A 16,169-nucleotide genomic window follows, 5' to 3' on the forward strand; every position below is an offset into this window, starting at 1 on the left:
TTAGTTAAAATTTAGATATCTGCTAAACTCGGTAATGTAACTATTTTTAAAGGAATTTTAATTTATGAAAAAAAATATTATCCCAATTACTTTAGTAAGTCTTTTTGCAACTACATCATTTGCCATAGCATGTGATAATGATTGTCTAGATCATAATACAATTAAATATTCCACTCAGGCGGAAACTACAGTAAAAAGTGACAGTATACTTGTTCAAGTAACAGGTTATGCAACAACAACACTTGAAAAACAAAATGAAGTAGAAAAACAAATTTCAGATAATGTAAAAAATATTGTTAAATCTGACTGGAAAGTCAAAAATATTGAACAAACTACTAGTAATAGTGGAGCAATTAATATAACTGTCAAACTACAAGCTAGAATAACACAAAGTGAGCTTAATAATCTACAAAGAACATTTGAGAACCAAGGTAAATCATCAGGTATGAGATTAGTTGTTGATGTATTAGATTACAATCCTCCTACTAAAGATATTCAAGCAGCAAAGCAAAAACTAATGATTAAACTTTTTAATGACACCAAAGATTATCTTACTAACTTTAATAAACAAACTAATAGTAATTATACTATTCAATCTATACAATATATTGATGTTGATACTTATCAACCTAGAAATAATTTAATGCTAATGAAAACAGCCTATAGTGGAGATGCAAGCTCAAATAGCTCTAGTCCTGTAGCTGTAACTCAAGACATTAATATCAAGGCAAATGTTACGTTTATGGAGAAATAGATTATGGCATTGAGTAATGTTATAAAAACAGACGAAGCTAATTTTGAAAAACTTATTTATAATACAAATAAAGCCGTTTTAGTTGATTTCTATGCTGATTGGTGTGGTCCATGTAAGACACTAGCACCTATTCTTGATCAACTTTCAAAAAATTACACAAAAGCTGTAATTGTCAAAGTAAATGTCGATGAGAATCAAAATTTAGCTGCCAAATTTGCTATTAGAAGTATTCCAACTTTGATAATTTTTAAAAATGGTAAGCAAGTTGAAACTTTAATGGGTGTCCATACAGGTTCTCAATTAGAGCAGAAGCTAAAAGCATATGAGTAAAGACTTAAAATCTCAAGATTTATGTCAATGGTATTTCAAAACGTTTTTTGAAATACCAGTTAAACCAAATAAGTTTCCTCAAGAATTTGCAATAATAACTGCCTACAATCCACTTAATCAAAAATTAACCAATCAAGAAAATATTTTTAGAAATATTCTTTTAAAACATCATTTAATTAGAAAATATAATTGGGTATATCAAATTAATGGTTTTGATAAAACTACCCTCCACAAAGAAAATGGTTTTATGTTCAATGCTGAATCATTAGATAGTGCTTGTGAGCTTGGTCAAGAATATTCTCAGGATGCTATATACTATGTTATTGATGATATTCTTTATGTTTGTAAATGTGAACCAGCTCAAAGGAAGCTTGTTGAAGTGGACAAGTTTTTAGCTAGGGTTTGCAGATATAAAGTTAACGATTCTTTTTAACTCCGCAACATAATCAAGGAAAAGTTCTTTTCCTTTAGGAGTTATGGTATAAGTTGTCATTGGCTTACCGGATTTAAAAGATTTTTTATTTACAACATAACCATTTTTAATAAAAACTTTCATATGAGTGCTCATATGACCATCTGTTAATTCCAATAGGCTTTTTATGTCTTTGAATGTAGCTCCATCTACAGAATAAAGATACGTAATTATTTTTGTCCTAATGGGTTGATGAAATATATCATTTAGCATAGATTAATCTATTTCAAATGTTGATGATAGTTAATTTTTATAGGTATCAAATAATAAGCTTATAAGATATTAAAAATAGTAAAGTTAATACTATAACTATATTAATTACATAATTCAAAATATAACTGATTTGATACGAATAAATCAAAATTTTAAATAATAATTAAAATATAATTAATATTTTATTTTTTATGTTTGCTGTAAAATTTATTTTAAAATATTGAATATTTATGCAAAATTATATCAAATTAAATAAATTATAAAAGTTTAGGATAAATTAAAATTATGCAAAATTACGAAAACTGGTTTACAAAAAGGGTAAATCGAGCTGAGAAATTTTTAGAGTTAAGTTATGACTGTGCTCGTAATACTTTTAAAAAATCTGAAAAAAAGAATATAACTTTGATCGATAATAAAACTTACTTAGAATTTGTCTCATGCTCATATCTAGGATTGCACAATGACAAGCAAATAATTGATGCAGTTAAAAAAAGTAAAATTCTTGAAACTCAAGGATTTTTATTTTCAAGCTCAAGAACAAGAGTAATATCTCAAGAGGAAAGAAATGCTCTTGACAAACTTGCAAAAGTCTTTTCACCATATTTACCTGTGTTATTTCAAAATTTACATACAGCACATCTTGGAATTATACCTTTATTACTTTCGGGTATATTTCCTAAAATTGATCAAGGCAAACCAATGCATTGCATAATTGACAAGTATGCTCATCAATCTCTCAAAATTTTAGTAGGACTTATAGAACAGTTTTGTGAAGTCGAATTTGTTGATAATACAGATATTAAAAAGCTTTCTAGTAGATTAAAAGAAATCCAGCAGGATAATAAAATACCATTTATATTAATGGATAGTGTCGGTTCTATGGGAAAAATTTATCCTGTAAAAGAAATAATTGATCTAGTCAATGAATATACTGGATATGTTTACTTCGATGATGCTCATGGGATGTCAATAATTGGCAAGCATGGTAGTGGCTACGTGTTAAAAGAACTTGACTATAAATTAAATGAAAGGGTATTCATAACAACCTCTTTAACTAAAGCCTTTGGAGGACAGGGTGGTGTTGTATTAATGCCTTATCAAGAGCAAATAGATTTTATTCTACAATTTTGTACTACCTATACTTTTTCAGGTCCTTTATCGGTGCCTAGTTTAGAAGTAATCAATAAAAGCTCTGAAATTCATCTATCGCCTCAAATTGATTTGCTCCAACAGAAGCTACGTAATAATCTAAAATATTTTGATCAAGAAATTAGCAATGTTAAATATAACCAACTTCGTAATAGTTTTGTGCCATTTAGAATTATATATATTGGTAATGAAGATGATGCTATAAAATATTATAAACAGTTAAAATCGGAAGGCATTCTCGTAACTTGCGCTGTTTATCCTGTTGTAGAAAAATCTAAAGCAATATTAAGAATTACTCTATCAGCAAGCCATGAATATAGTGATATAAAATTGCTTGTAAATAATTTAAAGAATATTTTAAGTAACTACAATGCATAATGATATAGCTGAGTACTTAGATATTTTATTAATATCTTCAACCAATATGTACTAAGTTACTTATAGCCAATTTTTCTTAATAGCTATTAATATTACCAAAATTATAAATATTGGTAATTAAGATGAGATGCTATAAAAATACTATAAACTGCTAAAATCAGACGGTATACTTGTAAATATGTGCTGTATATATCCTGTTATAGAAAAGTCTAAAGTAATACCAAGGATTACTCATATACTGTAAGTCATTAATACGGTGGTATGAAATTGCTTATGAACAATTTTAAAAGAAACATTTTAAGGAACTATGATGCATAATGATATGAGCGAGTATATATTTTCACCGGCATTTAAAGCAATAGCTAATATTTCTAGTAATGAAATTTTTGTATATTTGAAGAATATAAATTCTAAGTATGTATTTTTGAGTAATAATATTTGTAATTTAAGTAATATTACTCTTCAAGAAGCTCTTGGTAAAAGTGATATTGATTTTAATTGGGGTAAAAAACAAGCAAGTGCTTTTAGAAATGATGATTTATTTGTCACAAATAATAAAAGAAATCATATATCCGAATATTTAATATGCAATGGAAAAAATTTTTTATGGATAAAAACTGAAAAAATTCCTATTTTAGATAAACGACAGAATGTAATTGGAATATTGGGTATTGCTCAAGATGTATCATACAAAAAAATGCTAACACGAAGTCACATAGCAAACAAAAAGAATAAAATTGATATAAATCAAAGTCCCGCAGCTATTGTTATAGAATTATTTGAGGAATATATTAGAAATAACTATAAAAACCATATAGACACACGTGATGAGTATTCATTTATCAGAAACTCATTTATCAAAAAGTTATCTTGTGAATTGTCATCAAAAGATGAAAAGTATCTATATAGTATAATAAATTTAGAAAATCAACTCAATGAAACTCTATTAACATTTATTGAGAATAGAGAGTTAATAGTTATTGGTACTGGTAAAGTCAAAACTAAATATTATATTTACTTAATAATTTGCTTATGTTTTATTGAACTATATAACAACAAATCTCTAAGAGAAAAAATTATGATCAATATTGATGATAATATAATAAGACTAATAATAAATAGGGCAGGGGAGAAACATAAGTTTGGTATAGGTGATGACAAGGCTAATAATAAATTCATAACAAATTATTTAACTTCAGACATAATGAATTTGCTAAATATTGATTTAGAAATATTTACTATTGATGGTTTAGTTTCAGCAATAAATGTTATAATAGATACACAGCAAATTAGCTATAATTGATTAAACCTCTTTATTTCGAAGTTATTTGGTTCAATCAATATACTAATTAGTGTACTTATATGACAATTATAACAAATTCAATATCTTCACAAGATTAACACAATAATTATATAGTTTTTAATACTTATAAACTTCTTTTATAATTTCAGTATCATTTGGTTTGTCACAAGAAAATTAATTAATAAGCTTACTAAACTGTGAGTACAGATAAAATTCATTATGCTTAGGTTTGAGGCACATTTTCATATAATAACTTTTGTCAGTTATAGCTGCAAAAAAATTAGATCAGCGGTGTAAATTAAAGCTATCTTAGTCATTTTACAGCGACTTTAGTTTTATTATTTATATTAGAATATGGTTAGAATATGGTCAAAAATATAAGTAAAAAGACAAAATAAATTATCTAGCAAATATATAAATTTTAATTAGGAGCTTGTAAATATTTATTATGATAATTTATATATGATCATAAAGTATTTACGTGGATTTTTATAGCAGTTGGTTATTAAATTAGCAAAATATTCTAATAAAAAATATAGCTAAAATACAATTAAAGTAACTATTTTCAATACTTTTGAGTAAATATTAGCAATTATTTTATAAATCAAGATTTTTACTATAAGAATTTCTTATAATTTAAAAAACTCATATTTTCTAATATTGAGAGTAATTTATGCTATTTTACAAGTCTATTTTTTCATTTTTTTTAATGGTTATTATAAAGACATGTTCATAATGCTATTATTTTATGAGCGACATACTAACAAGAGATTCTTCTTTGTGAGTATTTTTTATATAAAGTTTTTATTATAAATAGGTAAGTTTTAAAAAATGGATTATGAGATGATGAAAAAGAATAAACTACATTTAATAGCAATAGTGTTTTTTGATCATATTATCAATCTGTTTTTGTTTATGTTAGTAACTTTATATAACACTAAGGAGAATCTAATATGTCTAGAAGATACTGCGTCATAAAAGAAAATCAAAAAATGAGGACATTGTTATCAATAATTAAGTCAAATTATAATTCAGATAATAAAGATTCATTACAAGAGGTAAATTTAGAGCATGTTCTAAATAGGATTTTTGACCAAGATATTAAAGTTTTAGTAAAAAATGCTTGGAAAGATTTAGAAATAATAGCTGGTCAAGAAATCAGACTTTTGGAAAATAATTGTAAGAAAAATTTTATTAATCGACTTTACAAAAAAAACAAAGATATGAATTTTATTGTCAAGACAGAACTTAATGATGATACAACAGTTATAAATTTTAATTCAACAAATAATCTTAAACTTGAGCACAAGTATATAAATATTTAATTTATCAAATATCTGGTTGAAAACTATTAAAATCAATAGTTTTGTGAAGTATTAAACTTTGTTAACAATATTATAAACATTCGTATAATATATATTATGTTAAATTATCTAAATGTGCAAAAAAGATAGTTTGCTCTTGTGGATAAAAGCCCTGCTACTAGTATTTAATTTTGATTTTTAATAATGATTATTTTTTTGATTAATTATTTTGAATAATCTTGTTGTAGCATTTTGATTATTTCTAAACTTGCAGGTAAAAATTTAAAATTATTAAGTTCAGAAATTTTGACAAGTTTTAATTGTTGGTTTTCTTTTGAATAAGGAACGCCCTCATAATCATCAACGATAAAAAAATTTATACTTACTTCTATATTGTCTTTATTGATATGTTTTTTAGTTATGTAAGATTTAATATTATTAGCAGTTATACCGACTTCCTCATAAATTTCCCTTTTAACGCATTCTTCAAAGGTTTCATTTTTTTCCACTTTACCACCAGGGAATTCCCAATAATCACTATAAGTTTGAAATTTTTGTCTTAGACTTATGTAGACTTTATCTTTATGTTCATCTAAAATTATCGCCACTGCGGCATTAATATGTGCCATTTTTGTAAAAAAGTAAATTAGTACTAAGAAAATATAATATGTATCAAAATCATAAAAGTGAAATTTTATTAGCAACGCCGCTAATAAAAGATGATGTAGTGTTTACTAAATCTGTTGTTTATCTATGTCAAAATGACCGCCATGGTGCTATGGGATTAATAATAAATAAACCTCTCGTAGATAAATTAAGAGATGTTTTTGAAGAGTTACATATACCTCATAATAATACTTTTGAAGAAATTTTAGAATACCCTCTTTATATGGGTGGTCCAATAAGTCCACATAAAATTATGATATTGCATACTACAAATGGTCGTAATTATAGCTCAACCATAAAATTAGATGAAGGTTTAGCTATTACAGCTTCTATGGATATATTAGAGGATATTGCCAATAATATTTTGCCAGAATATTTTTTACCAGTTGTTGGTTATAGTTGCTGGACTGCCAATCAACTTACAGATGAAATTAAATCAAATGATTGGATCGTAACAAATAAACTTAGTAAGAAAATTTTGTTTAACCATGAAAATAAAGTAAAGTGGCAAAATCATCTAGAACATGCTGGCTACACTTTGCAAAGTCTTGATATATTATTTAATAGAAATACAGGTAATTGCTAAAATGTTTCGGTCACTTATAGCTATCGATTATGGTAAAGCACGTATTGGTATAGCTAGTGGTCAAATGATTACTAAGACTGCAACCCCTATAGGCACTGTTGAAGCTTATGATGGTGTTCCTAACTGGATTGAGCTTGATAAAATTATCAAACGCTGGAATCCTTCTGATATTATTGTTGGTTTACCATTAGATACTCAAGATTTTGAAACAGATATTACTAAGGCTGCCAAAGATTTTGCTAAAGAAGTTAAAGAACGCTATAAAAGAAATGTTCATCTTATTAACGAAGCATATTCTACTCGTGAAGCAAGATGGCGTTTAGAAGAAGTAAAAAGTAAAAAAGTATCACATATAAAAGTAGATGCTTTGGCAGCCTGTGTGATCTTAGAAACATGGATGTCTGAAAATTAATTTAAAAATATATTTAATTTGCTAGAGTATAATATTGACAATACTTAAGTATATATGTAATCATTTATGCTATTAAGATTTATCGAATGAAAATACTTATGCAAAACTTTAAAAATAAAATTATTTTAGTGGCAGTTTTTATATTTTTAGCTTTAAGTATGCAACTATCATATGCTTGTATTTCAAATGAATATAATAAGGCATATTCTCTTTACAGAAATAGTGATTATAGCGGCTCTGCTAAGGCTTTTATAGCCTTATACAAAAAAGGCTGCCCTACTTCTCCATATTTTTTAGGCATATTTTATACTTATGGAATTGGTGTTAAGCAAGATTTAGACTTGGCAATAAAATATTTTGATGTTTTTCTTGATAAAAATAATAATAAACAACCACGTCACTATCGTGCTAATGCATACTTAGCACTTGCATATATTTACAAAACTAAAAACTTAATGAAAAAAGCAAATAAATATCTAACGTTATCTGCTGAAATTGATAATGTTGAAGCTATGTTCTTCTTAGGAAAATCTTATCTAGCTGATAATCAACCATACTATATTGAGACTAATCTGGAAAAAGCTTTTTTCTGGCTTAATAAAGCTGCTCAAAATGGTAATATAGAAGCAATGAAGCTAATATATGATAATAATTTGTATTCAAAAGCTAAGAACTAAAAAATCTCACTTACGAAAAATTGTTTTATTCAATAATATCAGTCTTTAAAAGTAAGAATTTAATTTCTGCTGTGAAAATGTTTTATATTTTATCCTGGGGTAATATTCTTTTCCTAAAAAATATTAAAAAATAAATAATGAGAGAAATTAAAACTATCTTAGTAAATATCTTATTTTCTATTTTATATGTTAATGTATCATTTGCTAATTTTGCCAAAAATGAAGATATGAATGCAAACTATGAATATTTTAATAATAATATTTTAATAGATAAAAATTATAAAGTTGATTGGACTGTAGACGAACAAATAAATATTATCGATGAAAATGCTAGAAATTATTATAAACTAGTTCAATTATATTACCTTGAAGGTTTTGAAAAACTTAAGGTAATCGATGCAAGTATTGAAAATGATAACAAGAAATATGAAGTTGATAAAAGTTTAATTGAAGATAAAAATCTTGCTAGTGAAATAAGTGGCTTTACAAATACACGCCAGATCTCTATTCCTTTTAAAAAAATTCAGGCTGGAAGCAAGATTAAAATAAAATATCATGACATAATAGAGAAGCCAACGTTAAATAATCATTTCTCAACAACTTTGTATTATGGGAGTGATATTCTTCTAAAAAATTCAATAACTACTATTAAATCTAAAATTCCTTTATACATATCGGCTAATGACCCTTTTGGCGTTTTAGATTTAAAATTTTTTATAAAGGATGAAACTTATTATTACAATATTAAGCTTCTAAAACCAATTAACAGCGTCACTATTAATGAACCAGGAAATAGTATTTTAAGCTCTAAAAAGCAAACCTGGGTTAGTATATCTACAGATAAGACATATGAGAAAATAAATAAAATACTAGCAACTAAATATGAAAATCTTATACATCAAAAAATCCCTGATGAACTTTTGGATGATTTACAAGCATTAAAACAACAGAAACTAAAAACTGATATAGAAATTATAGATAATGTAACAAGCCTGGTTCAGGATAAGATAACATACCTAGGAGATTGGAAAAAAGTTGATGCTGGTATTTATCCAAGAACGATGGAAGAGATTATTGATACTGGCTATGGTGACTGTAAAGACTATTCTTTGTTAACAATTGCTAGTTTAAGGTATTTAGGATTATCTGCCAGATTTGCTCTAGTAACTAGAGGCGAGATAATTGAAGAATATTCTGATAAAACCCTACCTAGTATTAATAATTTTAATCATGCAACAGTATATGTTAAAGGATCTGATGGAAAAGAGTATTGGATTGATCCAACTAATAATATTAGTATGACAAATGGATTATTTCCTGACATAGCTAATCGTAAAGCATTAATTCTAGATCCTAAAGGTTTTATTTTTACTCAAATTCCTGATATTGATTATAAAAAATCTAAAATAGTTTCAGTATCTAAATTTGATTTAGAGCAAGATCTTATTTATGTTAAAAAGAATATTACTCTTGAGAAAGAAGCGGCTATTATGTTTACAGGATTGGGACTATTTACGAGTAAAGATATTATTGAAAATGCTATATATAGCAATTTTTCTGAAGGAGAAAATATTGCTAAATCTCAAAGAATTAAATCTATTATTCCAGATTTAAATTCTAGGATAGTCAAAAATATAGATTTTTCATTCGAATATATAGTTGATAATCCATATTTGATAAGTAATGTAGGAAAAGTATTATTATTAGATAGTAATTATACTAGTGTTCCAGAAGATAGTGTAAATGATATATATATAGGTCCTCCTATTACTGTGATAAAAAAATATATCTTCAATACAAAGATTAATGGTATAGATAAATTGAATTCAACACTATCAACGCCATGGATGGATTTAAATATAAAAGCATATATAAATAAAGAAGGAGAAAGTATTGTAGAACAGCAATATATAATTAAAAAAGCTTTTTTAACTTTTGAAGATAGACAATCAGAACAATATAAACTCTTGAAAAAAGAATTTGATAAGTCTTTTAAAAAATTATTGCTAGTACTAAATTAGAAAAGTAGTTTTTAAGCAGTGGTACATCTAGATATTTATGATATTTTCACTTAAAATTACTAGCATATTTTATAACTGTAATCTTAATCTAGGTCTTAATTTCAAATGAATGAATATAATTTTAGTGATATAGAAAAATCGACACAAGACTATTGGCGTAAAAATGATTCTTTTAAAACAATAGAAGATAAAAATAAACAAAAATTTTATTGTCTATCAATGTTACCCTATCCAAGTGGTACTCTACACATGGGACATGTAAGAAATTACACGATAGGTGATGTCATAGCTAGATACCAAAAAATGCAAGGCAAAAATGTCCTTCATCCTATGGGTTGGGATGCTTTTGGTCTGCCTGCAGAAAACGCTGCAATCAAGCATAAAAAATCACCATATGAATGGACAAAAAGTAATATTGCTTACATGAGATCACAATTTGACTCTCTAGGCATTAGTTTTGATTGGTCAAGAGAAATTGCAACTTGTGACGAAGATTATTATAAATGGGAGCAATGGTTTTTTATTCAGCTATACAAAAAAGGGTTAGCATATCGTAAAAATTCAGTTGTTAACTGGGATCCAGTTGATCAAACAGTTTTAGCAAATGAACAAGTTATTGATGGTAGAGGTTGGAGATCTGGTGCATTAGTTGAAAAAAAAGAAATTCCTCAATGGTTTTTAAAAATTACAGATTATGCGGATGAGCTTTTACAAGATATTACTAAATTAGATGGCTGGCCAGAGGCTGTTAAAACTATGCAAACTAACTGGATTGGTAAATCCAAAGGTTTAACAGTTAAGTTTAAGATTAAAGACTCTAATCAAGAAATAGAAGTTTTTACAACTCGTCCTGATACTCTTATGGGAGTTAGTTATCTTGGTATTGCGCCCGAGCACCCTCTTGCTCTTGAAGAAGCTAAAACTAATTCTCAGTTAGCAGCATTTATCGAAGAGTGTAAAAAAACATCAACCATGGAAGCTGATCTTGCTACTCAAGAAAAAAAAGGATTTAAGACATCTATCAAAGTAATTCATCCTATTTCTGGTGAAACTATAGACGTTTGGGTGGCTAATTTTGTGCTTATGGGATATGGTTCTGGTGCGGTTATGTCTGTACCAGCTCATGATCAAAGAGATTGGGAATTTGCACAAAAATATAATATACCATTAAAACAAGTTATAGAGTCTAATGATAAAAAGCTAAAAATTGATTTAGAAAAACAAGCTTTCACAGAAAAAGGTATTTTGATTAACTCAGGTGAATTTGATGGTCTAAACTTCAAAAATGCTTATCAAGCTATTAAGAAATACCTTATAGAGCAAGTTAAAGGTTATGAAACTACTAATTTTAGAATTCATGATTGGGGTATTTCACGTCAAAGATATTGGGGTTGCCCTATTCCTATGATTCATTGTGACGATTGTGGAGCTGTACCAGAAAAAGAAGACAACTTACCAGTAATATTGCCTACTGATGTAACCTTAACAGAAGCAGGCTCGCCACTTAAAGATATTCCGGAGTTTATAAATGTAGCTTGTCCAAAATGTGGTAAACCAGCAAAGCGTGAAACTGATACATTTGATACATTTTTTGAGTCATCTTGGTATTATGCAAGATATACTTGCCCTACTGCTAATCAGATGCTTGACCAAGAAGCTAACTATTGGTTACCAGTTGATAAATATATTGGAGGTATTGAGCATGCTATTATGCATTTATTATATGCAAGGTTCTTCCATAAATTAATGAGAGATCAAGGTTTAGTAAAATCTGATGAACCTTTTAATAACCTTCTTACACAAGGAATGGTATTAAAAGATGGTGCTAAAATGTCTAAGTCTAAAGGTAACACAGTAGATCCTCAAGAGCTTATTGATAAATATGGAGCTGATACTGTAAGGTTATTTAGTATGTTTGCTGCACCGCCTGAACAATCGCTTGAATGGTCTGAAACAGGTGTCGAAGGAGCAAATAAGTTTCTGCGCAAAGTTTTTAATTATGCTGAACTAAATAAAGATATATTTACCAAAAATATAGCGCTAGAGTCTCAAAAACTTATAAAAGAAGATAAAAAAGCACGTTTTGAAATACACTCTAACCTAAAGCAAGCTATTTTTGATTTTGATAAGAGTCAGTTTAATACTGTAGTATCTGCTTGTATGAAAATTTTAAATACTCTCAATAACTATAATAACCTTTCTGAAAGTGTTAAAGTTGAAGGATTTAGTATTTTACTAAGAGTATTAGCACCATTTACTCCACATTTATGTCATTATCTATGGCAACAACTAAATCTAGGAGAAGATATACTTCATACTAGTTTCCCAACAGTTGATAATAATGCTCTAGTAACAGATGAATTCCTTTTAGTAGTACAGATTAACGGTAAGTTAAAAGCTAAGCTAGAATTAGATGCTTCATTATCTCCAAATCAAATTGAAGAAGTGGTCTTAGCTGATCAACATGTCAAATCATTTATAGATGATAAACAAATTGTTAAAGTAATTTATGTTCCTCAAAAACTTATTAATATTGTAATTAAATAAGGTGAAAATATGATGAGAGTAAGATATATCTATACTATATTTTTGTTTATTTTATCAGTTGTATTGCTTGTTAGCTGTGGGTTTCATCCTCGTGGAGTCTTGAGTGATGGTAATGCAGGTAACTTCGATAGTTTAGTTGGTACTAAAATTTATATTAAAGCTGATAATTTTGCTAATTTTGCTAATGCATTAAGACGTAATCTGACAAACTACAATACAATTGTTGTTAATGATGAAAAATCTTCTGACTATATTATAAATATACAAGATGTTAAAAAAGAGTCTCAATTAACAAGTATTGTTGGTGGTGCATCAAATAATACTTTCCAGCTCATATATACAGCAACTTATAATGTTGTCAAGCCTGATGATAAGACTCCTGTAATACCAAATAAATCAATAAATGCTCAACAATTCTGGCAATCTAATTCTGGTACACAGCTTGCACAGAATAACGAAGCTAATAGAATATATTCATATCTTGAAGGTCAGCTAGTAAATAATATGATTACTCAAATTGCTGCTTTATTACCAAGTAAAAATATATCTCAAACATCAACTTCTAGTGATAATTCGTTACAATAAATTCAATAATTATTTTGTTTTATAATAACAATATCTAACTTAAAGGTAATATAAAATATAATGTCATTACTAAAAAAATACTATTTTGATATTATTAATAACCATGGATTAGCTGTAACTTTAAGCTGCTTAACTATTATATTAATAGTACTATTAATATCATTTATTGTTAATAGATTAGCATCAAAATATATAGTTTTGATTGCTAAAAAATTCTTTGATAAAAGTAATTCTATGCTAGGAAAATATCTATTGGAATATAAGTTTTTTGTCAAGTTATCTCATATTATTCCAGGTATATTTGCTTATGTTATAATAGGTTTTGCTACTGATAATGATTATCTTTGGACACAATATTTAGTCACTGGTTTACAGTTACTATTACAAATTTATATAACTATCACTATAATCTTATTTTTAGTATGTTTTGTAGATGCTCTTTTTGACTATCTTGAGAATCTTGCTTATTTTAAAAATCATTCATTACGTAGCTATGCTCAAGTAATCAAGATTGTATTATACATAATTGGTTTTATCTTAGTAATATCATTATTGTTAAATAAATCTCCTATTGCCTTTTTAACTTGATTAGGAGCATTATCAGCAGTTCTAATGCTAGTATTCAAAGATACAATCTTAGGCTTTGTAACAAATGTTCAAGTAGCCGCTCTTGATTTAGTAAGAGTCGGAGATTGGATTACTATCCCATCTGCTAATGTTGATGGTACTGTTATGGATGTATCTATTAATACAGTGAAAATCCGTAATTTTGATAAAACTATATCGATGATACCAACTTATACGCTAACTACTCATAGTGTTCAAAATTGGCGTGGTATGGTAGAAACAGGTGGTCGTCGGATTAAGCGCTCAATAAATATAGATATAGATACGATCAAATTCTGTGATCAAGAACTTCTAGAAAGACTGAGTAAAGAAACTCTTTTAGCTGATTTTATCAAAGCTAAAGATAATGAAAAACTTACTAATATTAGTCTATTTCGTGCTTATATTGAAAATTATTTCCGTAATCATCCAAAAATACATTTAGGTTTGACATTCTTAATTAGGGAGCTTCAGCCGACACAGTTTGGCTTACCTGTTGAGTTATATATATTTACAAATGACACCAACTGGGTTAACTATGAGAAAATTCAAGCTGATATTTTTGATTATGTATTTGCTAGTTTACAAATGTTTGACTTAAAAGCTTTCCAAGCTATTACTGGTAGAATTAATAATAAATTTTAAAAAAACTTTAGCATTTAGGTAATGTAACACCAACTTGACCTTGGTATTTACCGCCTTTATCAGCATAAGAAGTTTCACATTCTTCATCTGACTGGAAAAATAACATTTGAGCAACGCCCTCATTTGCATAAATTTTTGCAGGTAATGGAGTTGTGTTTGAGAACTCTAGTGTCACATAGCCTTCCCATTCTGGTTCAAGAGGAGTCACATTTACTATAATTCCACATCTTGCATAGGTAGATTTACCTAAGCATACTACTAGAGTATCTCTTGGGATTTTGAATTTCTCAACTGTACGCGCCAGAGCAAAAGAGTTTGGAGGAATTATACAAACATCACCTTTGAAATCGACAAAATTTTTATCATTAAAATTTTTAGGATCAACTATTGAAGAATTTATATTTGTAAATATTTTAAACTCATCTGCACATCGTACATCATATCCATAACTTGAAGTTCCATAAGAAACAATTTTTTGGTTATTGATAACTTTTACTTGACCTGCCTCAAAAGGTTCTATCATATTATGCTCTTGAGACATTTTTTTTATCCACTTATCTGATTTTATAGTCATTACTATTATTTCTCTCTTAATTTTCTAATTTAACACCAATAGAATCTAAACTACTTGCCTTAGGTAATTTCTCAATTTGATTTAAAATATTTTCAGCTACAGTCATATAACTTGTATTAATACTATCATCCTTGTCTAGACTAACATAAGGTTTACCATTATCAGCATTCTCACGAATATCCTTATGTAGAGGTAAACTACCTAAAAACTCAATATTATTTTTACCACACAACAGATGAGCACCATCTTCACCGAAGATATGATCATTATTACCACATTTAGGACAAACGTAATAACTCATATTCTCTACTATACCTAAAGTCTTGATATCAACTTTTTGGAACATTGCTAAAGCCCTTCTAGCATCAATTAATGATAAATCCTGAGGAGTTGTAACAATCACAGCACTTGTAACAGGCATATTTTTTGATATCGTTAACTGAATATCACCTGTTCCAGGGGGTAAATCTAAAAATAAATAATCTATATCACCCCAATCCGTATCATTTAAAAGCTGCATCAAAGCTCGTGATACTATAGGACCGCGCCAAATAACTGCTGACTCAGGATCTATCAAATTACCGATAGAAATCATCTTTACTCCGTAACGTTCTAGTGGAATAATCTTTTTCTTATCTGTAGTATTAGGGTTTTGTTTTAGATCAAATAATGTTGGCTGACTTGGACCATAAATATCGGCATCTAAAATACCGACTTTTGCTCCCATCTTTGCAAAGCAAACTGCTAGATTTGCTGTTACAGTAGATTTACCAACGCCGCCTTTTCCAGAAGCAATTAAGATTATATTCTTGATATTAGGTAAAAGCTTTTGCCCTTGTTGAACTTTTCTTTTAATAACATTTTCAATTCTTATCATATTAAAACTATTAGCTTTTTATAATTTATTAGCTATTATAAAGACAATTTGTGTGTAATTATACTTAATT

16 protein-coding genes and 1 pseudogene are annotated in these 16,169 nt (G+C 27.7%); 13 read left to right on the forward strand and 4 right to left on the reverse strand.

Annotated elements, in window-relative coordinates:
* Positions 1–64 precede the first annotated feature (64 nt).
* From FSC454_RS05480 to FSC454_RS05490, 3 genes are read left to right on the forward strand one after another with little or no spacing between them, the layout of a single operon-like run.
* Complete coding sequence (locus tag FSC454_RS05480) at positions 65–754, forward strand: hypothetical protein (RefSeq protein WP_066044778.1); 690 nt, start codon at positions 65–67, stop codon at positions 752–754.
* A 3-nt stretch (positions 755–757) separates the two neighbouring features.
* Positions 758–1,084, forward strand: coding sequence for a thioredoxin (gene trxA, locus FSC454_RS05485; RefSeq protein WP_066044776.1), 327 nt, complete (start codon positions 758–760; stop codon positions 1,082–1,084).
* Entirely contained in the window at positions 1,077–1,517 is a 441-nt protein-coding gene (locus FSC454_RS05490) for a DUF3293 domain-containing protein (RefSeq protein WP_066044774.1), read from the forward strand. The genes trxA and FSC454_RS05490 overlap by 8 nt, the downstream gene beginning before the upstream one ends.
* Here FSC454_RS05490 and FSC454_RS05495 read toward each other — a convergent pair.
* Positions 1,476–1,769 (reverse strand): winged helix-turn-helix domain-containing protein, encoded by a 294-nt coding sequence (locus FSC454_RS05495; RefSeq protein ID WP_066044772.1) that lies wholly within the window; start codon positions 1,767–1,769, stop codon positions 1,476–1,478. The genes FSC454_RS05490 and FSC454_RS05495 overlap by 42 nt on opposite strands.
* Before the next feature lie 285 nt (positions 1,770–2,054).
* On the opposite strand from FSC454_RS05495, the gene FSC454_RS05500 reads away from it, so the two are divergent.
* The 3 genes from FSC454_RS05500 to FSC454_RS05510 all read left to right on the forward strand — a co-directional run bounded on the left by FSC454_RS05500 (position 2,055) and on the right by FSC454_RS05510 (position 5,924).
* Positions 2,055–3,296 carry an aminotransferase class I/II-fold pyridoxal phosphate-dependent enzyme gene (locus FSC454_RS05500; RefSeq protein ID WP_066046597.1) on the forward strand — a complete coding sequence of 414 codons (1,242 nt, stop codon included), beginning with the start codon at positions 2,055–2,057 and terminating at the stop codon, positions 3,294–3,296.
* A gap of 322 nt (positions 3,297–3,618) precedes the next feature.
* Positions 3,619–4,599, forward strand: coding sequence for a diguanylate cyclase (locus tag FSC454_RS05505; RefSeq protein ID WP_244148251.1), 981 nt, complete (start codon positions 3,619–3,621; stop codon positions 4,597–4,599).
* Between the two features lie 953 nt (positions 4,600–5,552).
* Positions 5,553–5,924, forward strand: a complete 372-nt coding sequence (locus tag FSC454_RS05510) for a hypothetical protein (protein WP_014548226.1) — start codon at positions 5,553–5,555, stop codon at positions 5,922–5,924.
* Between the two features lie 203 nt (positions 5,925–6,127).
* Here FSC454_RS05510 and FSC454_RS05515 read toward each other — a convergent pair whose 3' ends face one another.
* Positions 6,128–6,532: a (deoxy)nucleoside triphosphate pyrophosphohydrolase gene (locus tag FSC454_RS05515; protein ID WP_066044912.1), complete on the reverse strand. Its 405-nt coding sequence runs from the start codon at positions 6,530–6,532 to the stop codon at positions 6,128–6,130.
* A 38-nt stretch (positions 6,533–6,570) separates the two neighbouring features.
* Between FSC454_RS05515 and FSC454_RS05520 the strand changes: the two genes are divergently transcribed.
* The 7 genes and pseudogenes from FSC454_RS05520 (at position 6,571) to FSC454_RS05550 (ending at position 14,648) form a co-directional block, all read left to right on the forward strand.
* Positions 6,571–7,155 (forward strand): YqgE/AlgH family protein, encoded by a 585-nt coding sequence (locus FSC454_RS05520; protein WP_014548224.1) that lies wholly within the window; start codon positions 6,571–6,573, stop codon positions 7,153–7,155.
* A gap of 1 nt (position 7,156) precedes the next feature.
* Positions 7,157–7,567 carry a Holliday junction resolvase RuvX gene (gene ruvX / locus FSC454_RS05525; protein ID WP_066044910.1) on the forward strand — a complete coding sequence of 137 codons (411 nt, stop codon included), beginning with the start codon at positions 7,157–7,159 and terminating at the stop codon, positions 7,565–7,567.
* 98 nt (positions 7,568–7,665) lie between these two features.
* Positions 7,666–8,244 carry a tetratricopeptide repeat protein gene (locus tag FSC454_RS05530; RefSeq protein ID WP_066044913.1) on the forward strand — a complete coding sequence of 193 codons (579 nt, stop codon included), beginning with the start codon at positions 7,666–7,668 and terminating at the stop codon, positions 8,242–8,244.
* 137 nt (positions 8,245–8,381) lie between these two features.
* Positions 8,382–10,265 (forward strand): DUF3857 domain-containing transglutaminase family protein, encoded by a 1,884-nt coding sequence (locus tag FSC454_RS05535; protein WP_071794804.1) that lies wholly within the window; start codon positions 8,382–8,384, stop codon positions 10,263–10,265.
* Between the two features lie 105 nt (positions 10,266–10,370).
* Positions 10,371–12,812 (forward strand): leucine--tRNA ligase, encoded by a 2,442-nt coding sequence (leuS, locus tag FSC454_RS05540; protein ID WP_066047473.1) that lies wholly within the window; start codon positions 10,371–10,373, stop codon positions 12,810–12,812.
* A 9-nt stretch (positions 12,813–12,821) separates the two neighbouring features.
* On the forward strand, positions 12,822–13,397 hold the full coding sequence (locus tag FSC454_RS05545; RefSeq protein ID WP_082810709.1) for an LPS-assembly lipoprotein LptE: 576 nt from the start codon (positions 12,822–12,824) through the stop codon (positions 13,395–13,397).
* Positions 13,398–13,457: 60 nt separating this feature from the next.
* Positions 13,458–14,648: pseudogene (locus FSC454_RS05550) on the forward strand (mechanosensitive ion channel family protein).
* 7 nt (positions 14,649–14,655) lie between these two features.
* Here FSC454_RS05550 and dcd read toward each other — a convergent pair.
* Positions 14,656–15,222, reverse strand: coding sequence for a dCTP deaminase (gene dcd / locus FSC454_RS05555; RefSeq protein WP_003016296.1), 567 nt, complete (start codon positions 15,220–15,222; stop codon positions 14,656–14,658).
* A 16-nt stretch (positions 15,223–15,238) separates the two neighbouring features.
* Positions 15,239–16,099, reverse strand: coding sequence for an Mrp/NBP35 family ATP-binding protein (locus tag FSC454_RS05560; RefSeq protein WP_156470929.1), 861 nt, complete (start codon positions 16,097–16,099; stop codon positions 15,239–15,241).
* Positions 16,100–16,169 lie beyond the last annotated feature (70 nt).

The sequence above is a fragment of the Francisella hispaniensis FSC454 genome, from assembly GCF_001885235.1.
Lineage (GTDB): Bacteria > Pseudomonadota > Gammaproteobacteria > Francisellales > Francisellaceae > Francisella > Francisella hispaniensis.